This window comes from Gracilibacillus pellucidus, from assembly GCF_033949965.1.
Lineage (GTDB): Bacteria > Bacillota > Bacilli > Bacillales > Amphibacillaceae > Gracilibacillus > Gracilibacillus pellucidus.
Genome location: NZ_JAWZSR010000004.1, coordinates 35,524 through 55,901, shown reverse-complemented (window position 1 = coordinate 55,901; position 20,378 = coordinate 35,524). Strand labels below are relative to the sequence as shown.

Annotated in this window: 21 protein-coding genes, 1 pseudogene and 1 riboswitch; of the genes and pseudogenes, 3 read left to right on the top strand and 19 right to left on the bottom strand. The window is 35.0% G+C overall.

Features of this window, described 5'->3' with window-relative positions; genetic code table 11:
• Nucleotides 1–49: 49 nt before the first annotated feature.
• From hrcA to gpr, 6 genes are all read right to left on the bottom strand, one after another.
• The gene (gene hrcA, locus SH601_RS08010) at nt 50–1,072 is read right to left on the bottom strand and encodes a heat-inducible transcriptional repressor HrcA (protein ID WP_319957773.1); all 1,023 of its coding nucleotides are present in this window, start codon (nt 1,070–1,072) and stop codon (nt 50–52) included.
• A gap of 116 nt (nt 1,073–1,188) precedes the next feature.
• The gene (hemW, locus tag SH601_RS08005; protein WP_319957772.1) at nt 1,189–2,331 is read right to left on the bottom strand and encodes a radical SAM family heme chaperone HemW; all 1,143 of its coding nucleotides are present in this window, start codon (nt 2,329–2,331) and stop codon (nt 1,189–1,191) included.
• 651 nt (nt 2,332–2,982) lie between these two features.
• The gene (gene lepA, locus SH601_RS08000) at nt 2,983–4,797 is read right to left on the bottom strand and encodes a translation elongation factor 4 (protein WP_319957771.1); all 1,815 of its coding nucleotides are present in this window, start codon (nt 4,795–4,797) and stop codon (nt 2,983–2,985) included.
• Nucleotides 4,798–4,896: 99 nt separating this feature from the next.
• Complete coding sequence (locus tag SH601_RS07995; protein ID WP_319957770.1) at nt 4,897–5,199, bottom strand: hypothetical protein; 303 nt, start codon at nt 5,197–5,199, stop codon at nt 4,897–4,899.
• 1 nt (nt 5,200) lies between these two features.
• On the bottom strand, nt 5,201–6,400 hold the full coding sequence (spoIIP, locus tag SH601_RS07990) for a stage II sporulation protein P (RefSeq protein ID WP_319957769.1): 1,200 nt from the start codon (nt 6,398–6,400) through the stop codon (nt 5,201–5,203).
• Nucleotides 6,401–6,474: 74 nt separating this feature from the next.
• Nucleotides 6,475–7,566 (bottom strand): GPR endopeptidase, encoded by a 1,092-nt coding sequence (gene gpr, locus SH601_RS07985; protein WP_319957768.1) that lies wholly within the window; start codon nt 7,564–7,566, stop codon nt 6,475–6,477.
• A gap of 816 nt (nt 7,567–8,382) precedes the next feature.
• On the opposite strand from gpr, the gene rpsT reads away from it, so the two are divergent.
• Nucleotides 8,383–8,649, top strand: coding sequence for a 30S ribosomal protein S20 (rpsT, locus tag SH601_RS07980; RefSeq protein ID WP_319957767.1), 267 nt, complete (start codon nt 8,383–8,385; stop codon nt 8,647–8,649).
• Nucleotides 8,650–8,688: 39 nt separating this feature from the next.
• Here the strand turns inward: rpsT and holA are convergent, their stop codons facing one another.
• Complete coding sequence (gene holA / locus SH601_RS07975) at nt 8,689–9,726, bottom strand: DNA polymerase III subunit delta (RefSeq protein WP_319957766.1); 1,038 nt, start codon at nt 9,724–9,726, stop codon at nt 8,689–8,691.
• Nucleotides 9,727–10,089: 363 nt separating this feature from the next.
• Here holA and SH601_RS07970 point away from each other — a divergent pair, with 363 nt between their 5' ends.
• Complete coding sequence (locus tag SH601_RS07970) at nt 10,090–10,224, top strand: YqzM family protein (RefSeq protein WP_319957765.1); 135 nt, start codon at nt 10,090–10,092, stop codon at nt 10,222–10,224.
• 177 nt (nt 10,225–10,401) lie between these two features.
• Here SH601_RS07970 and SH601_RS07965 read toward each other — a convergent pair whose 3' ends face one another.
• The 3 genes and pseudogenes from SH601_RS07965 to SH601_RS07955 form a co-directional block, all read right to left on the bottom strand.
• Nucleotides 10,402–12,699 (bottom strand): DNA internalization-related competence protein ComEC/Rec2, encoded by a 2,298-nt coding sequence (locus tag SH601_RS07965; protein ID WP_319957764.1) that lies wholly within the window; start codon nt 12,697–12,699, stop codon nt 10,402–10,404.
• Nucleotides 12,700–12,736: 37 nt separating this feature from the next.
• Nucleotides 12,737–13,183, bottom strand: a pseudogene (locus SH601_RS07960) (ComE operon protein 2); the annotation flags it as partial.
• Between the two features lie 203 nt (nt 13,184–13,386).
• Entirely contained in the window at nt 13,387–13,968 is a 582-nt protein-coding gene (locus SH601_RS07955) for a helix-hairpin-helix domain-containing protein (RefSeq protein ID WP_319957762.1), read from the bottom strand.
• A 77-nt stretch (nt 13,969–14,045) separates the two neighbouring features.
• Between SH601_RS07955 and comER the strand changes: the two genes are divergently transcribed.
• A complete protein-coding gene (gene comER / locus SH601_RS07950) occupies nt 14,046–14,867 on the top strand; it encodes a late competence protein ComER (protein ID WP_319957761.1) in 822 nt (273 codons plus the stop codon).
• A gap of 227 nt (nt 14,868–15,094) precedes the next feature.
• On the opposite strand, the gene SH601_RS07945 is transcribed toward comER, so the two are convergent.
• From SH601_RS07945 to SH601_RS07905, 9 genes are all read right to left on the bottom strand, one after another.
• Nucleotides 15,095–15,274 (bottom strand): H-type small acid-soluble spore protein, encoded by a 180-nt coding sequence (locus tag SH601_RS07945; RefSeq protein ID WP_319957760.1) that lies wholly within the window; start codon nt 15,272–15,274, stop codon nt 15,095–15,097.
• Nucleotides 15,275–15,329: 55 nt separating this feature from the next.
• Nucleotides 15,330–15,488 (bottom strand): hypothetical protein, encoded by a 159-nt coding sequence (locus tag SH601_RS07940; RefSeq protein WP_319957759.1) that lies wholly within the window; start codon nt 15,486–15,488, stop codon nt 15,330–15,332.
• 113 nt (nt 15,489–15,601) lie between these two features.
• Nucleotides 15,602–16,261, bottom strand: a complete 660-nt coding sequence (locus SH601_RS07935; protein WP_319957758.1) for a CPBP family intramembrane glutamic endopeptidase — start codon at nt 16,259–16,261, stop codon at nt 15,602–15,604.
• Nucleotides 16,258–17,088, bottom strand: a complete 831-nt coding sequence (locus SH601_RS07930; protein ID WP_319957757.1) for a metallophosphoesterase — start codon at nt 17,086–17,088, stop codon at nt 16,258–16,260. The genes SH601_RS07935 and SH601_RS07930 overlap by 4 nt, the downstream gene beginning before the upstream one ends.
• A gap of 311 nt (nt 17,089–17,399) precedes the next feature.
• The gene (locus tag SH601_RS07925) at nt 17,400–17,939 is read right to left on the bottom strand and encodes a mechanosensitive ion channel family protein (RefSeq protein ID WP_319957756.1); all 540 of its coding nucleotides are present in this window, start codon (nt 17,937–17,939) and stop codon (nt 17,400–17,402) included.
• 16 nt (nt 17,940–17,955) lie between these two features.
• The gene (locus SH601_RS07920) at nt 17,956–18,168 is read right to left on the bottom strand and encodes a mechanosensitive ion channel family protein (RefSeq protein WP_319958126.1); all 213 of its coding nucleotides are present in this window, start codon (nt 18,166–18,168) and stop codon (nt 17,956–17,958) included.
• A 194-nt stretch (nt 18,169–18,362) separates the two neighbouring features.
• Complete coding sequence (locus SH601_RS07915) at nt 18,363–19,469, bottom strand: 5-methyltetrahydropteroyltriglutamate--homocysteine S-methyltransferase (protein WP_319957755.1); 1,107 nt, start codon at nt 19,467–19,469, stop codon at nt 18,363–18,365.
• Between the two features lie 101 nt (nt 19,470–19,570).
• Nucleotides 19,571–19,660: riboswitch (SAM riboswitch) on the bottom strand.
• A 193-nt stretch (nt 19,661–19,853) separates the two neighbouring features.
• Complete coding sequence (locus SH601_RS07910; RefSeq protein ID WP_319957754.1) at nt 19,854–20,009, bottom strand: hypothetical protein; 156 nt, start codon at nt 20,007–20,009, stop codon at nt 19,854–19,856.
• A 121-nt stretch (nt 20,010–20,130) separates the two neighbouring features.
• Complete coding sequence (locus SH601_RS07905; protein ID WP_319957753.1) at nt 20,131–20,340, bottom strand: hypothetical protein; 210 nt, start codon at nt 20,338–20,340, stop codon at nt 20,131–20,133.
• Between the last annotated feature and the right edge of the window lie 38 nt (nt 20,341–20,378).

The following is a 20,378-nucleotide window of genomic DNA, read 5'->3' as shown; positions in this document are numbered from 1 at the left end:
AATAACACGAGAAAAGAGGATGAGATATCTCTCCCCCTCATCTCCCGTACTAGTACCATGAGTGAAACTTTTTCGACAACCCATTAGATAATACGTTTAGAATAGAAACAACTCTTGAATATTCCATTCTCGTTGGTCCGAGCAAAGCAATAGTACCAATTTGTTCATCTCCTAATGAATAGGTCGCTGTAATGAGACTACAATCTTGCATCTCATCTAGTTCATTTTCCTGTCCAATAGAAACCTTAATTCCTTTACCCGAAGCTCTGAGTAAATGGGCTAATTCCTCTTCTTGTTCCATGACAGAATATAATGATTGTATCTTATGAATGTCATTAAATTCTGGTTGTAACATGATATTTGTTTTGCCATCCATATAAAGTTTTGCCGGTTGTTTCTCTAATAGTGCTTCTTTCAAATAAGTATATGTTGTTTCAAAATCTGCACTATATCGTTGCAGAAGTTGTGAAACCTCACCATAAATTTTTTGTTGTAATTGAATGATTGGTACACCGATTAGACGGTCATTCAAAATATTCACCAATTTTTCCAAGTCTGCCGCTTGCATTGTCCTCGGTATCGTGAAGTAGCGATGCTCAACATGACCAGTGTTGGTCACAAGTATAGCTACAGCTGCTTGATCAGATAAACTGATTAATTGGATTTGTTTTAAGGTTGTTTCGAACACTTCTGGCCCTAAAATAATAGACGTATAGTTCGTCAACTCTGACAATACTCGAGCTGATTGTTGCACTACTTTTTCAAATTCAATCATTTCTCGTTTGAATGTTTTTTGAATAATCGTCATATCATGTTTGGACAGTCGAAGTGGCGACATTAAATTGTCTACATAAAAACGATACCCCTTTTCTGAAGGTATACGCCCAGATGAAGTGTGCGTCTTTTCGATATAACCCAATTCCTCCAAATCGGCCATTTCATTCCGAATTGTCGCAGGGCTATAGCTTATTTTTTCTTTTTTTGCAATAGCTCGTGAGCCAATCGGTTGTGCCGTATGGATGAACTCATCAATAATAACTTGTAATACTTGAATTTGTCTCTCTGTAAGCATCGATGATCACCTCTGTTAGCACTCTAAAACATCGAGTGCTAAATCTAATAATAAATTATCAAATACGCTTGCAATTGTCAACGAAGAAACACCGATTTTCTCACTAAAATGCAAATTTAAATATCCTTATCCAATAAGAAATATTGAAATACTTCATTACCAAATGGTTTACCTTCTTCGGTCAATTTCACAAAATGTTGGTCACGTTCAATCCAACCGCGTTGTTCAAGTGCTGTTAACTCCTCTCCGTATACATCATTTAACTTCATTTGATATTTTGCTTCGAAAGTTGGAATCGATACGCCTTCACTTTTTCTTAAGCCTAGAAACATTTCCTCTTCAACGCGTTCCTTACGTCCAATTTTCTCGACATAGAGAATTGGTTTACCCGTTTCATTTGCTGCTTCTACATATTTAGGAAAAGGACGAATGTTGACGATCCGCTCTCCGGGCAAATAGCCGTGAGACCCTGCTCCAAAACCATAATAATAATCATTATTCCAATAGGTTAAATTATGTTGACTTTCAAATCCCGATTTTGCAAAATTACTTATTTCGTATTGTTGGATTCCTCTACTTCTCATTTCTCGACGCAATAATTCATACATATCCGCTTCTATCTCTTCAGGTGGCTTTGATAGCTTTCCTTTTTTATAACGTTGATAGAAGATAGTTTTCGGCTCTATTTGTAATGAATAAGCAGAATAATGCGGTAAATCAAATTGCAACGCTTCATCTAATGTTTTTTCAAAATGCTCGATTGTTTGGTTTGGCAAACTATACATCAAATCAATACTAATATTGTTAATCCCTATTCGAATTAAGTCATTTATATTCTGATGAACATCCTTCACGCGATGCAGCCTACCCAACTTTTCTAACATCTCATCATTAAAGTCTTGAACACCCATAGAAATACGATTGACTCCATACTCGTATAAAATACGGATTTTCTCTTCTGTTAAATCACCAGGGTTTGCTTCAAATGTATATTCCTCAGCGCTTTCCACATCAAAATAATAATCGACCATCTCTACTAATTTTGTTAATTGTTTATTCGTTAAAGCTGTCGGTGTACCACCACCAACAAAAATGGTCTTCATTTTCGTTTTGGGTACTTGTATATTTGTTTTAATCTCGTTTTCTAAGGCAACTAGATAATCATCTGCCATTTTTTCTTCATAAAAGAATTTAGTGAAATCACAGTAATGGCAAATCTTTTCACAAAAAGGTATGTGTATATAAACAGACGAAACCATGTCTCTTCCTCCTTCGATGTTTGGTGGTCTTTATTCAGCTACCAATTGATAACTAAAGAGAAATCCGAACATAAAAGAATGGATAAGTCACTTTTCATCACCAAAACACTTCTCTCACTATGTGCATTCATTCCGCCCATGCTCATTTAATTTAGAAGTAATATTGTTGACAATGCCAAGTCTCCATTCATTGTTCGGATTTCACACTTTATCACGGTGCAAACGTCCGTAACCCCCCCACTTCAAGGTTCGAGTGAAAACGAAGAAGCTAAGTAGGGGATAAACGGACGCTAACTCCCTGATAAGTTTCGCTAACAATCGTGGAAGTCAAAAACTTCCACTGATTGAAGTCTCACTTTATATGTAAACATTCGTTCTACCCTTTAATTAAACGTGTTTCTTAGATAATAATAACCATACGTATTTTATTATATTTATCTCTATTTATCAATGATTGGGATTATCGGTATTTATTGAGTCCTTTACATGGATGTATCACGGACTCATGTACCGTGATACAAAATTAAGTCGTATGTCATTCATTGTTCGAACGACATACGACTTAGGATAAGCTTATCAATATATTTGAGCATGGTGGCTAATAGGTGGCAATAAAAGCGTTTTTACACTCCACTCTTCACAAACATTGATTTATTCATCATCCATCTTCAGAACTGCCATAAATGCTTCTTGTGGCACTTCCACTGAACCCACCATCTTCATACGTTTTTTACCTTCTTTTTGTTTCTCTAACAATTTACGTTTACGGGAAATATCTCCCCCATAACATTTACTTAATACGTTTTTACGCATTGCTTTAATATTAGTTCTTGCGACAATTTTGTTACCAATCGCCGCTTGAATTGGCACTTCAAATTGTTGTCTTGGAATTAATGCTTTTAATTTATCCGCAATTTGCTTACCACGTTCAAAAGCAAAATCTCGGTGTACAATAAATGATAACGCATCAATCGTATCACCATTAAGTAAAATATCCATTTTCACAAGATTAGATGGTTTATACCCAACCATTTCATAATCAAATGACGCATAACCTTTTGTTTGAGATTTCAATTGATCAAAGAAATCATAAACAATCTCAGATAAAGGAATTTCATAAATGACGTTTACACGATTATCATCTAAATATTGCATATCTTGAAATTCGCCACGTTTCTTCTGACAAATTTCCATAACAGGCCCAACGAAATCATTCGGCACCATGATTGTAGCGCGGACAAACGGTTCTTGTACCTCTTGAACTGATTGATTTTCAGGCATGAATGATGGATTATCAATATCTAGCTCTTCTCCATCTGTTTTCACTACTTTATAAATAACACTTGGCGCTGTTGTAATTAGATCGATACCAAACTCACGTTCAATACGCTCTTGAATAATTTCCATATGCAACAATCCTAAAAAGCCACATCGGAAACCGAAGCCTAATGCTTGAGATGTTTCTGCCTCATATTGTAAAGAAGAATCATTTAACTCTAAACGCTCTAATGCTTCACGCAAATCATTGTATTTATCTGCATCAACTGGATATAGTCCACAGAATACCATTGGATTCATTTTACGATAACCCGGCAATGGTTCAGGAGCGGGATTATCTACTAACGTGATAGTATCCCCAACACGACTATCTCCTACATTTTTAATGGAAGCAGTTAAGTAACCTACATCACCAACAGTTAATGAATCCTGTGCTACAGGTTTCGGATTAAACACTCCTACCTCATTCACTTCAAATTCTTTTCCTGTCGCCATCATTTTAATCTTATCGCCGACTTTAACAGAACCTTCTTTAACACAAATATATGCGATAACTCCACGATACGGATCATATAAGGAGTCAAAAATTAATGCCTTTAATGGATCATTAGGGTTTCCTGCTGGTTCTGGAATTCTTTCGACAATTTGTTCTAATATTTCTTCAATTCCAATACCAGATTTCGCACTTGCTAAAATTGCTTCGTCACCGTCTATACCGATGACATCTGTGATTTCTTGTTTAACACGTTCTGGGTCTGCACTCGGTAAATCGACTTTGTTGATAACCGGAATAATTTCCAGATCATTATCTAATGCTAAATACACATTCGCTAACGTCTGTGCTTCAATCCCTTGTGCTGCATCGACAACTAATATCGCTCCTTCACAGGCTGCAAGGCTTCGCGATACTTCGTATGTAAAATCGACATGTCCTGGTGTATCAATTAAATGGAATAAGTATTCATCTCCATCACCACGATCATATTTTAATTGAACCGCATTTAATTTAATCGTAATACCTCGCTCACGCTCTAAATCCATCGCATCCAAGAATTGCTCTTTCATTTCACGTGATGTTAATGCTTTTGTTTTTTCTAAAATTCGATCAGCTAACGTAGATTTTCCATGATCAATATGAGCAATGATCGAAAAATTACGTACTTTACTCTGATTTTTAATATTCGTCAATGTCCTTCAACTCCTATATTCGACCACAATACTAGCATTGATTATAGCAGTGAAAACGCGGATGTTCAACATAAATATACGTCCAGCAACTTCTAACCATCAAAAAACACCATCAACTATCGCATACGTAACATCGACAATTTGATCAAACAAGACCTTTACAACTTCTTCTCCTTTACTTGCAGCTATGTGTAAAAAAGATGATTCCACTTCATTAACTACGATACCATCCTGCTCCACTTCTTCTATAACGGCTTCTTGGTTCACTATATCTATCTCATCAACTTGTTCTGCGGTTTGAGTAGGAGTCATCACTTGTTGATGCTCGGTTCGGTCAACACCAATATACATCCCTAGTGAAAACACTAGACTTAAGAGCAACAGATAAAAAAAGTATTTCACCTCATTTTTCCTCCTCATCATTCGCAGATACAGCCTCTGCATCCCAATAGTATTCACTAAATATTTCTGCAAAAACTTCTGAGGTGTTATATAACTCTTCCATCGTGTTATCAACGCCACCCATTTCAATTGTTAACGCATTTTCTGATACATCTTGATTGTAAACACCATTTCTGCCAGCACCTTCATACATAATCACTCCACGACTTAAGCCATGGTACTTTTCTTCCAATAGGTTGTGCAATTCATTCGCTAAAGCATAATTTTTTTCATGTTCTGGATTATCACCACCGATAACAAACATAATCCTAGCATATTTTTCTCCATCGATTTCGGTTGTTGTTACGTCTTCACGTACACTATCACGATGAAGATCAAACACGTAACGTACATCATTATTATTCGTAAGTGCTGCTTCGACTACTTCTTTAGAAGCTGTATAGGAATCAGATGAATAATTCCAGCCACGCTCATTCAATATTTCACCGATATCTGTATCATCTACTTCCGAACCAATTCCATAATGCGCTAAATCCTTCGCTAGTTGATTGCTTATATTCATAATATTTACTTCATGATGAAACGCATCATTAGGATCATCTGTGTCAGGTAAATGAGGTAAAAATGATTCTCTGTTATGCGTGTTATAAATATAAACAACATTTTTATCTTCTGTAGTTTTTTCTTGTTCTTCTGTGTCCTCTTCCTCAGGCTTTTCTTTTTGTTCATCATCAACTGGTGTTGCTTCTCTTTCTTCTAAAACAATATCAAGTGGCGGGGTAGATTCGACCGTTAAATTAGTATAATCTGTTCCTTCACCAGCAATTAATATTTGTTGGTCATACATTTCGAATCCAGGAATTTCTCTTCCCAATAAACTTCTTACATCATGCATTCTCACGTTCGTTCCTAGCTCAAATGCCACCTTCCACATATCTATTGGGGGAGTATCGTCTGGCAAAGCCTCTTCAAATAGTCGATTTTCCATAATCATTAAAGATAAAAAATGCTCCTGTGTAACATTAGTAGTCCACTGTTTCACCGTATTAGATGCTACACGATAATTCGGGTCAATACTTGTTAGCATCCCCACTATAATAAACATTAAAAAAAATGCTGTTATAAAACCTGAAGCTATCATTAATAATTTATGTTTAGAAAATAAAAACACTCGTTTACGAAACCGATTAGGTTGACGCATAATGATCTCCTTTCTATCTCCTCTATCATGTCTAGTAAATGTCTATGATGAGGTAATAGAAAGTAGAACCATTTTTATCGTGTATATTGTGCAAAATTATCTATATTTATATTTTCATGCATAGCAGCGTTGATTGATTGAGCAAGTAAATGTGCCATATCACTAATGTAACCATCCACTTCTTTAGGTGTTACCATCAAATTATGCCCTAGTGGCGTCAACACCTCTTGCATCAGTGCACGTTTTTCTTGTTCATCTAAAGCACCAATCATCCCAAATATTTTTTGTCTTTTTTCTAAAGATGGCAAATCTTCTTCAGATAAAGACTGATCGCCTAATTGGAGCCCAGCAGGCGCTAATGCTTTGGATGGTTTATCCTTTTCTCGCCATTCTTTGCCAATATGTTTAAACACGTAATCGATGGCATCACTCGTAATGGTAACAGCATCGACTACAGTTGGAACTCCAATCGCAAAAACAGGAACTCCTAATGTTTCTTTACTTAACTCTTTTCGTTTATTTCCAACACCTGACCCTGGATGAATACCAGAATCAGATAATTGAATAGTCGCATTGACCCTTTCAATCGATCGCGATGCAAGTGCATCAATAGCTATGACAAATCCTGGCTGGTACTTATCCATTACACCTTGAATAATGTCACTTGTTTCAATACCTGTTACGCCCATGACTCCAGGTGTAAATGTCGCTACCTTACGATAACCTTCCTGTACATACTGTGGCTCATGAATAAATAAGTGATTCGTTACTAGTACTTTATCTACCACTAGCGGACCTAAAGCATCAGGTGTCACATTGCGATTACCTAAACCGACAATCAATCCCGAAGCATCTTGTGCTACATTGTTTTTACTCATTAAATCTAGCAACTGACTAGTTACTACTTTAGCTGTTTCTTCCTGAAAGCTTGTATCTTGCTTCTTAATCGCATCAGAATAGACCGTATGATATGAACCAGCATTTTTACCAATATGCTTTGCCCCTACCTCATCGACCTCCACATTAGTTACTTTAACTCTACCTATTTCCTTTTCGCTAACCACTACACCTTCAATCTGTTCTTCCTTACTTTCATCTTTTTCTACATACATATCCTTTGCTTCAACCGCCAAATCGGTTCTCACTTCAAACTGATTCTCTTCCACAATAATCATCCTCCAGTACATATAAGTTTCCAAATTCACTTTCACTGTCTAAAAGTGAGAGGTAAACGTTACTCCATGTTTGATACTCCGCGAAATGCGCTCACCCATTCTGTTGTTTGTAAGTGCTAGAATTATCGCTACGTCAGAATACTCTGCTTTCACCCTCGGGGCACAAGTGCAACATCTATTCAAGCACAGATCGCTTTCATAGTGTTTTCTATGCCACAGGCATGGCTTCAACTAACTTTTTCAACAAAAGCGGTTGAAAAAGTGGATTTTCAGCTCATGCTATTCCTGTAGGAGTCTCCGTATTCTGCCTTCGCTTTGGTTATATTCTCTATTGAAAGAGAGAGGAATACTTACATTTCATGTCCTTTGACTAAGCGCATTCCTTTTGGAAATGAATCATCATATTTCCACTTACAAACAGTAGAATGCATCATATAGCGGAGACAAAACACGAAGACTCCTAGGGAACAGTACGAGCTGAAGATCCACTTTGTGAAGTGCTCTTCTTCACAAAGTTAGCAGACCGCCGTACCCTAGGAAAGCAAAGTGTTTTGTCGGAGTGGTTTGCCAACACTCGTCATCATCTAGAATGGAAGAAAGCCTAGCCAACACAACAGGATACTCTCGCTTTTAGACAGCGATTGCTTAATAGGTCCTTTTTTGTAGCTTTTCCGATAAGTAAAAAAAGATACATCGGCATTATTTTGCTTTTAAACAATAATTTTTATTGAAAACTCTGCTAAGCTTTGGTACAATGTCATTTGACCTAACTTAAGGTTGGCATGAAGTAAGATGGAGGTGAAAACATTGGCAAATATTAAATCAGCTATCAAACGTGTACGTGTGAATGAAGATCACCGTCTACAAAACCAATCAGTAAAAGCAGATATGCGTTCACATATTAAGAAAGTGGAAGCATTAGTTGAAAGCAAAGATATTGAAAATGCAAAAACTGCATTCGCTACTGCAGTGAAGAAAATTGACAAAGCTGTACAAAAAGGGCTTGTTCACAAAAACAAAGGTAACCGCCAAAAATCTCGCTTAGCACAAAAGATTAACGGACTAAGCGCATAATAAAAAACCACAACAGACATGAACTGTTGTGGTTTTTTATTATGATATGTTTTTTCTATTCGTAATGAGTTGATATAATAACAATTCAAAAGCTAATGATTTGTCCATTCTCCCCGACTTTATTTGAGCATCTGTATTCGCTAATAGATCAATCGCTTCTTTCAGTTCTTTCATTTGAAAATTAGCTTGACGCTTAAGCGATAGTTTTGCTACATATGGATGAATCTTTAACTGACTAGCTAACTGCTTTTCCGTATATCCTTTTTGCTTTAAAATCTTAGCATGAAGTAATGTTCTAAATTGTGATGAAACTAAAGCTATTAGCGCGATCGGATCCTCCCCCACCTTTTCTAGATCCTTCGTGATATCAATCGCTTTAGCTAAATCATTCGTCACAATAGCATCAACAAGTTTTAATGCAGAGCTATTTTCTGGATTGGATAACAATAATTCGGCATCTTCCATTCTTATTTCATTACCTTCTCCTACATATAAAGCGAGCTTTTCCATTTCTGAGTGAATAATCATCAAATTAGTACCGATCTCATTGATGAAGTACGTCACTACTTGGTCAGGTAATGTTACTCTATGTTCCTGTGCAATGGATTGAATAACCTCTTGAATATTCCATTCCTTCAACGGCTCACAAGCAACCGTTTTTGCTCCTTTTTTTAATTGCTTTACTATTTTCTTACGTTCATCAACTTTTTCGTACGGTGCAATAATGACTAAAATGGAGTATGGTGCAGGATTTTGCAAATAATCAATAAGCACTTCTGGTTGATGTTCTATGTCATTTTTGGATGGCTTTGCTTTTAAGAAATCTGCATTATTCGCAATAATGATTTTTCTTTCTCCTAAAAAGGGAAAAGTCTCTGCATCCGTAACAACCTCTTGAATCGACGTTTCCTCTAAATCATATATCGACAGATTGGTGTCATGTTCATCTTGACCAATTCCATTAGTAACAAGGGCTTGTTTTAACGCTTCTATCATATATGTCTCTGTTCCTTGAAAATAATAAATAGGATCAAACTTACCCTTCTTCATTTCTTTAATACTAGCTAAATAACTCATTTACTCATCCCCAAATATGTAACTGATTTAATCTTGCATGATAAACAGTTGAAATAAAATTGAATATGTTTTATTGTATAATAAGATTAAACTAAATTAAAGTACACAAAATGAATAAAAGAGGGAAGCAACACAACCTTCCCTCTGCAATCTATATGAACGTAAGCTCATTTAGCCCTAGGAATCTAATCGAGCTTACGGGTATTTCCTTATATATAGATTGACCTGATACCTAAAATATATAGGTGTTAACTCTTGCTAAGTAAGGGAATCTGATGTTTTGGATTAGTCATTAAAGCGCTTCACCTGTTAATAGAAGTAATTCATATTACTTTGATTTCATATGTTAAGGAGGAACTAGCAATGAATGAATTTGAAAAAGAAGTTCAGTCAAGACGACACGATATTTTTGACGCTGGTTTTGGTTTTGTTTTTTCGTTTTTATTTTTTATGATCATCTTCTTTATCGGTGTTTTCTTTGATGCCATTGTTTCATAACGAAGAGGGCGAGGCTAGTCTTTAGTCTCGCTTTTTCTTTTACGTTAGGATAAGAAAAAATCAATAATGAAATTACTCGCGTATATAAAAGATGACTTCAACCAGTAAGTGTTTACGGACATTTGCACCGTGATAAAGCTACAGCAGTCGCTCAAAGATGAGCCGAAGATGTTTTTCCTATTGTTTATCTACAGTATTGTATGGAATAAAAGGATAAAAAGTTCCACTTTCTTTACTATATTTATAAATTATAGCACCTTGCTCATCTGTACGCATAACACTCATATGATGATCGCTCAAATGATTTAAAACTTCATGATGCGGATGATTATAGCGATTATGCTGGCCAACAGAAATTAAGCCGATCTTTGCACCTAATGTTGACAAAAAGGAAGTAGAACTAGATGATTTACTGCCATGATGCCCTACTTTTAATATATCCGCTTGTAGATTTGAATACTGATTAATAATTTCTTTTTCGCCAGTTTTGCCCAAATCTCCTGTAAATAACCATCTGTTAGGTCCAAACTTGCTACTTAGCACAAGTGAATTTTCATTTTTATCTGTATTATTTTGGACAGGGTAAAATACTTCAAATGCTTGCTTTTTCACTTGAAATGAATCTCCACCTTTTACCGCATAATACTCAACAGCATCATCTATTTGTTGATACTGTTGCTTTATCTCTTCATCGAAAAACGGACTAGTAATTACCGCTTCTACCTCATAATGATTTAAAAGATCAGGTACACTACCAACATGATCATGATCGGCGTGGGATAGTATGATTGCATCAAGCTTACTGATCCCTTTCGACTTTAAAAATGGATCGATTATTTGGTCAAAAATTTCTGAAGAAGCTTGTGAAAAATCAGCTTCTAATTTGCCACCTGCATCCATTAGTATTACTGCTTGCCTATATGGTAATTCAATCACCATCGCATCTCCTTGTCCGATATCGAGCATCGTAATATAGCCGTTAGAATCTAAATATGGTTTCACAGAACAAAATACTAATAACAAAACCAGCAATACACTATATTGCATAGCTTCTACCCACTTTTTCCGTTCAAAATTAATAAGAAACATCCATAATAATAAATAATAAGGGAAATAAAGCACAAATGGAAATTCACCTATCACCCATGTGGCTGAAATATGGCTATCTAACTGATTTAACAACGTAAGTACAGATGAATGAATTTTACTAAATATATGATCAAAAATTGGTAATATATTGGAGATAGGTGATAGCAATAACATTATAAATAACAGTGGTAATACAATAATGGTAAAGTATGGTATAATCAATATATTAAGAAGAACAGATAACGGTTGAATGTGATAAAAATTATGTAATTGAATGGGCAGAATAACGAGCATACTAATAAGAGAAACTCTGAGAGCAATCCACATATAAGATACTGGTTCATTTAATAACCTAGCTGATAAAATAATGGAGAATGTAACAATAAAACTAAACTGAAATGCTAAAGAGTATATAATAAATGGATTGAACATAACCATTAATAAAAATACTATACTAAGCAAATCAGTTGTACTAAGACGCAATGGAAGTTTAGAAAAAACAATAACAACAATTGCTAATAAGCTTGCTCGCCAAACAGAAGGTGCTCCCCCAGCCATAAGTGGGTACAAAAACAGTAAACAAGCAATTAATATTTGTGCTTTTTCTACGGTTATCCGAAACATAAATAAGAAAAGCATGTAAACAATGGCCAAAATCAAGCCAACATGCAAACCGGAAATAGCTAGCAAATGAGTTAAATTCCAATTTTGGAATAAATCAATCGTTTCGTCCTCTACATAATCGCGTTGACCGAACAAGAGTGCCGCAAACCAACTATAGGTAAATGAACTGACATGATTTTCGATATGTGTAAGAATTTGATTGCGTAGATCAACAATTTTTTGCCAAGCTGAACTCCCTTGACAATCATTGGAGAGAGTCGGATCTATAACAAATTGTTGTTCTATTCCCTGTGTTGCTAAATAATGCTGATAATCAAATTGTCCCGGATTACGTTTTGAAGGGATGGATTGAAATGTACCAGTTAATGCACAGGTGGCACCTGTCTTGAAAACAGAGTGGTTAAGTGATATATCTTCCTTATTAACAAAATAATAGACTTGTACTCGTTTGTCATTTAGAGTGCGAAAAACAAAACGAATATAGTTTTCGTTATGTTCAACTTGTGAAGTAATCGTTCCTTGAAGGGAATCAGACGCATTGGTTTCATCTGCATGAGAATAGGTAGGTAATGAAGGGAGCTGATAATAGGATACTACCATAAAAAGAATGAGTGAGGCGATTAACCATTTTGGAAAACGATGCGAAGCAATGAAATACATACTAATAACGACACCTAAGACGATAAAGGCTTTTACGTCAATGTCCTTCATCAAAAAACAGAGAACATATATGATAACAAACCAGTGCAATCGTTGATACAAACGGTCATCACCTCCCTCACCCCATATTTTATTATGGTTTTAGTGATATATAATGTTGATCTAACGCTACTTTCTCCACATGGACACCAGACTGTTCAAACAATTCGATAGCATATGGATGGTTTTTATAATCTTCTGCATAATAAACGGTTTTAATCCCACTTTGAATAATTGCTTTACAACAATTTAAACAAGGAAAATGTGTAACATAAATTTCTGCATTTTCGGTAGAAGCACCGAATTTTGCACATTGTAAAATAGCGTTCATCTCAGCATGTATTGTACGCACACAATGACCATCAATTACATAACAACCTTCATCAATACAATGCACACTACCTGATACACTACCATTATACCCACCTGCAATAATACGTTTGTCCCTTACGATGGTTGCACCAACCATTAATCTTTCACATGTGCTTCGTAAAGCAAGCAAATGGCTTTGTGCCATGAAATATTGATGCCACGAAATTCTTTCCATTTTATTACTTCCTTTCTCGATTCTATACAAAATCTAAAGTTACTCCATTTTAATACAAGACACGACTCCGTAACACTTCCACTTCAAGCTCTGAGTTCTAATAACGAAATGAAGCGGAGGATAAACGAACGTTCACTTCCTGATAAGTTTTGCTCAACTTCTATAAAAGAGTTTACTCTTCCTAATAGATAGCGTCAATAACATTATGGTATTTGTATATATTCTTCCATCTTCTCTACTGTTTTCTCGCCTATTCCTGATACTTGCGTCAAATCTTCCATTTGTTTAAATCGTCCATTTGTCTCTCGATATTCAATAATCGCATTTGCTTTCACCTCACCAATCCCGGGAATTGTTTGAATTTCTTCAACTGTTGCTGTATTAACTTTCACTTTTTGATTATCTTGATTTTCAAATAAATTAGCTTCTACTTCTTCACCTATTCCAGGTATAAAAATAACCATTTCATCATATACGCGCTCTGCCAAATTGATTTGCTCGACATCTGCGTCTTCATTAAAACCACCAGCTAAATCAATCACATCTTCCACTCTATCATTCTCTGATACTTGATAAACACCTGGCTGTTTTACCTCACCCTTCACATCAATTTTATAAGTTGCATCGATTACTATTTCCTCCTCTGTCTCTTGTTCCACTTCTTCCATCCTATCTAACTCTACACTTGTTTGATCAGATTTCTCTACAGATGGATCCACAACTAACCAAATAATGATTGCTCCTACAATTACAACTACATACCAATTTTTTATTAACCAGGTCATGTTCATCATTCCTTTATCATAGAATAGTAAAGTAGTTCATAGGATAGTGTAAGAAACTATCCAGGAGGCGAGCGAAAATGAAATGGGGTATTATCGGGACTGGTAACATGGGAGCTGTATTAGTAACTGCCTTTCTTGAATCACGTGTTGTAGACGAAGAGAGTCTTTATATTACGAATCGAACAATTGAAAAAGCCTATACGCTTCAAAAAAAATATCCAAAAATACATGTTGTAGAAAATAGTTCTACGTTAATTAACCACGTAGATACGATTTTTTTATGTGTAAAGCCTATAGATATGGTAGACATACTAAGAGAAATGAAGCCGCTGTTATCTGATAAGCAATTGTTAGTATCTATAACGAGCGTCATGTCCATTGAAGAAATAGAATCATTAATTGATTGTCAGGTAGCACGAATGGTTCCTAGTATTACGAACTATTCATTAAGCGGTGTCACATTATTAACATGTGGAAATAGAGTAGAACCAGCTAGAAAGGAGATCTTGCTCAAAAAGTGCAGTCAATTTTCCGAACCAGTAGAAATCGAAGAGAACGTTATGAGAATAACTTCAGATATGGTATCTTGTGGTCCAGCCTTTTTTGCATTTTTAGCAGAGAGGTACATTAAGGATGCAGTTGCACAAACAAATATTTCAACAAACGATGCAACCGTGTTGCTGGAAAAAATGTTTATTGGTTTTGGTAAGTTGTTAGAAGATAAACATTTCACTTTAGATGAATTAATAGAAAAAGTGTGCGTAACAGGTGGCGTAACAGGTGTCGGCATCGCATCATTAGAGAAGAATTTGAATGGACTTTTTGAAGATCTGATTACACAAACACATCATAAATTTCATGAAGATAAACAAATGATCGCAAAAAGACTAGAGGAATAAAACGATTAGTTGAGTGGAAATAATCTTGTTAATTCACATTAGTATTGCCCGGGAAACCGCAAAATACGACTTATTTTCATACTTTCTTAATTAAAAAAGAACCTCAATATATATTATTCGATATAAATCATTTAATTCCTGCATTTTTTTAATTTATTTAAGACATTATTTTCATTCCCATAAGAAGAGATATTTCCTACTTCTTATGGGAATATCTTTATTCACCTTTAATGTTCCTGAAGTTGATCAACCGTAACCATCATTTTCTCACCTGGGTTATCTAGTGGGTGGACAGTAACATTTCCTGTTCCTTGATCAACATGTTCAATGTATACTTGCTCACCATTATACATCACATTTTTCATTTCATTAGCTTCTAAAATCTCTTGAGCTCGTTGTGCATCCATTAATCTATCTCCTTTACCTTGTGGTTACAGATAGTATTTCTTGATGCCCACTAAATTATACATTCTCACGTTTACGGTTCTCTCTTTTTATAATCAGGCTCATTATAATAATCATGATTGCTCCTATCGTTATACCACCAAGAACACCTATTAGAACATTTTTCATGATAATAGAAATAACGATAGCTATTATTACCGCGTAGATACTTTCCATGATGATCATTCTTTTCATATTCTTTTCATATTCATTGCATATTTCTCCCTTTTTTGTTTCCAACTAATATGTATTGTAACCTTAATTATTAGCAACGAAAAAGCAAATGGCACCTAAATAATCTCAAACAGCATCACACCAATCATATTAATCGCAACATTGGCGCTCAAATGTACTAACCACGACGGTAATATACTCCCTACTTTTTCATCTAATTTATTAAAAAATAAACCCGCAATAAACAAGCAGAACAATATTAACATAAATAAGGGGATTGAGAACCAATTTGTCATCATTGCTATATGGTAAAGCGAAAACATACTAGCACTAAATAACGATGCAATTTGCTTCGTTGTATATTCCATTAATGCTAAAAAAGCAAAACCTCTAAAGAAAAATTCCTCTAATAACGAATTAATAATTGCAATATATATTGCTACAAAAAGAAAATTACTCTTTTCAATAGCCATATTCTCCTCAAGCATAATAGTTACATTCGAAAAATCTAAATATCTCCCGACAATCCAATACGACAACAAAATAATGCTTGATACTCCGACAGCAAATATTATTGGTACCTTCATATTCCTCCACTTGACAGTAAATAACGTTTTAACTGATAGATGCCCAACAAAACGCATATAGAAAAAAGGTATGACTAAAAAGATCACCCCCTTACAAATTGACTTTACCAGATAATTCGGCGCAAGATACAATTCTACTATCGCCATTACTATACACGCTATTACAACAGAAGCGATAAATCGTTTCATTTATTCTCCCCCACCACTGTAATCAATGTCATCTGACTTTGATTAAATAGCCGAATAGGTACATTACTTGTTCCTAGACCACTATCTATATATATCTGCTTATTTTCATATAATGAGACTAAACCTCCCGGATGTTTAGGGAATAATCCCTGCTCAGGAGCGACAATTGCTCCAATAAATGGTACCCTTATTTGTCCGCCATGTGTATGTCCACTTAACACAATATCAATCATATCACTATACTCGTCGTAAGAATTAATTGGCGGTGTATGTGACAATAACACAGTAAAATCTTGTATATGTATTCCTTTCATAGCTTTCACAATATTATCATGGTTTGTTGATAGGTCAGCTACACCAGTTAAATTGACTGTTATACCATCTATTTCTAGGGTTTGATTTTGGTTATCTAAAATCTGAATACCTCTTTCAGTTAGACCAGCAAAAAACGCCGCTTTTTCTTCATTTTCCCATTCGTGATTCCCAGATACGAAATAAATAGGTGAAGTAATCTCTTTTAAACGCTCAATTAATGTGAATACTGGCTGCAGATCGCTTGTTTTTCGATCAATAAGATCACCTGTTATAACGATAGCATCTGCATCTATGTCTTTCACCTTATGAATCAGCTTTTCATTATTAGTGCCAAATTGCTTATTATGTAAATCTGTTATTTGTAATATTTGAAAAGATTGCCCATTGTCTAATTTAGTTGTTGTTAATTGAAGTTCTGCTACTTTAAAATAATTAGTATCGTAATACGCCCTCACTAGTATTGATAGAATAAGTAAGAAACCGAGTAATATACACATACGTCTCCTCTTCATTGTTCAACCTCTATTTATTGTTTTTATTCCATCATTTTACCACAGATATTAATTTATGTAATAGGAGATTAAGAAACTCGCTCACCGCTAAACAAATACTCTAATTTTATCCTTTCTTACAAAAAAGTAATGGAACAGGGAAAATCCAAACATCAAAGCATGACTATTACTTTGATGTTCGGATTTTCCTTCCCGCTATTTAATGATGTCCTACTTTACTAAAACACACCTTATCTTTTGATTTCATTATTCTTCTTTATTAATTTTTTTATCTATTTTAGCAAGTTGATTTTTCGCAAATTCACGACCACCTATACCAAAGGAAAGTGCAAATCCACCATCAATCCACCGATTAAAATAAGCAAACCACTTACTAGGAATGGTAAATAAGAAATAATTGCTGCTCCAATTGTATTGAGAACATTTAAATGCAATAAGTGCAGAGCTTCTACTGTGAAAAATAACAGCACCAATACTTTTACAGCAGTTCCAAAAATTTTAGCGAGATCAAAAGGTACTGCTTGACCTTCTTGTTTCAAGTTTAACAATCCGTATATATTATTAATCCCTGTTCCTTTTAATAAATTTATTAACAGATTGCCTAATAATTTGGCTAAATAGTATCCGACTAACACTAAAATGATTGCTACAAAAATATTTGGAACTATTGCTAGAACTTGATTTAACACAAATTTAATCGGATTTGCAATCACTTGCATTCCTAGTGCATCAAGTGCAATCGTGATAATCGGTATTAAAATAAGAACAAATACAACATTTGCTAAAACAGTGGATAACTTAACGATTTCTTCATCCGTTTTGGTTCCGGCTGGCTTCACTTTCTCAAACAATTTATCGACACTTACACTAACTAATTACTTTACCAACGGATGTCAATAAATCCTTGCCATGATCCTCATCTTTCGCAATTTTAGTTTTTGTTAGCCCCTTGTGAACTCCCATTTTCACAAAAACTTTTTCATCGATTCCTTTAGCTACTGCTGCGATGCTCCAAGCTAAAATAAGAAGTAAAAGTGCAGCAACAACATTTGGGATTGCACTTACCATTTGATTTAAAATATCTAATATTTTGCCACTTCCTCTTCACGATGTTTTTCTTTCACAATTCTTATAACCTATTAAGGAATCGTTAAACTATTTTTGTAATCTTTTTTTATTTATTTGAATAGTATAGAGAAGTATACGCAAAATTAGAGGAAATAGAGAAAGAAAAGCACCCTCCATTTCAAAATGAAGGGTGCTTGACAAATTATTTACTTCCAAATATCTTTTGTAAGCTCTACGATAAAACGCAACTTATTCCATTGGTCTTCTTCCGTTAGTTTGTTTCCATGATGTGTTGAAGCAAAACCGCATTGTGGACTTAAGCATAGTTGTTCCAATGGGACATATTTCGTTACTTCTTCTATTCTTGCTTTTATTTGTTCTTTGTCTTCTAGCTTACCAGTTTTTGAAGTAACAAGCCCAAGTACTACTCGTGCACCGCCCTCCGGAATATGGCTAAGTGGTTTAAAGCCTCCTGATCTATCATCATCATATTCCAAGAAAAAGCCATCTACTTTTTCTTTTGCGAATAAAGTAGGAGCAATTAAATCATAACTCCCCTCAAATGCCCAATTTGAACGATAATTTCCTCTACACAAATGCGTTGTAACTACTAAATCACTCGGTTTATCTTCCAATACGCCATTTACTACACGTAATGCAAGGTCAATCAGATACTCTCGAGTAAATTCTCCATCATTAAACGGAATATCAGGTGATGACAAACCAGCAATATACACATCATCAAATTGTACATAGCGTGCACCTGCATCATAAAAAGCTTTTAAAGCGTCTCGATACACTTGGATAACATCATTTGCAAAGTCTTCAATGTCTGGATAAATACTAGTATCACGAATACCTATATTAAATAATTGGTTAGGGCTTGGAATCGTTTGTTTTGCAACCGCACGTCCATCGACTAATGCATTAAATTCTTTGAAGTCTTGAATAAATGGATGCTCCGGATTAAAAGATATCTTACCGATATTACGAATATTGTATCTTTCTGTCTCTTCCTCTCCATTAAAAATATATCCAACCTCAGGAATGTATCCCTCCATACCATTTAAATGCTCTAAAAAGTCTGTGTGCCAAAAGCGACGACGAAACTCCCCATCAGAGACTAATTCCAATCCTACTTCAATTTGCTTATCAATAATCCGAGCAATTTCCGTATTCTCGATTTCACGTAATTGCTTCTGGGTGATCGTTCCTTCTTGAAAATCCTTTCTCGCCTCAAGTAAATTGTTCGGGCGTAATAAACTTCCTACATGATCTGCTCTAAATGGTGCTGTTACTGTTTTCGTAGTCATAAGACCTCTCCTTATAAAAAGATATTTGGTTAGCATATCTTATCCAGTAAAAAAAAGACCTTCTACAAGAAGAAGGCCTTTATCACAAACGAAAGTCAATCCTCTTATCTATTGGAATTAGCACCATGTCATCGTATGACTGGTTGCTGAGACATCATTAGGCCAAATCCCTCCGCCTCTCTGGATAAGAAAGTATGCAGTTATCACCATAACGTAATCATACACTATCTGTTTTTAAAAAACAAGATAGAATTCAGAATTTTTTGTTTTTTATAAAAATCAAACGAAAAATTGCTGCTGTTGTGCTATCTTAAGTTTTTTATAAAAAGAAAACAAATGAGTAATTAATATATTCAAGCACCAAGTATTTAAAGAAAAAATGTATTATAGATAAGTACTATGTTTCTTTTGCCATTTTTTTATATTTTTTAACATAGCCTGATGACGTTTCTCTTCTCTAGTCTTTCCTTTCCATTGCGTAATTTTTGGGGATATTTTTTTATTGATGAGATTGGTGCTTCTATTATTCGTGTTAGCCATGTATTACCATCTCTCCCTCATCCACTTCCACTCTTATCAGATTGTATTTTTTCCATAATAAACAACAATACAATCCTTCTCCCTTATCACACTAAATAGAAAGTAAAGGAACACCAACTGCTTATAACATTTTTAGTGCTTTTTGTCTTAGCTTCTCCAAATCTTTTGTATAGCGTGTTTTAGATACTTCTGCTAATTGTGTAATCGGTGATTTTTTCCGCCGCAGAATATCACTTAAGGGAGTCATTTCTTGATTTAGTATATTCGCATTTTCATCATTAAGTTCCTCCCTTTTGTTTATATTTGACTTAAAAGCTAATACTGTCTTCACACAATTCCTCCTCACCCATTCATGCCCTTCTTTTTCGT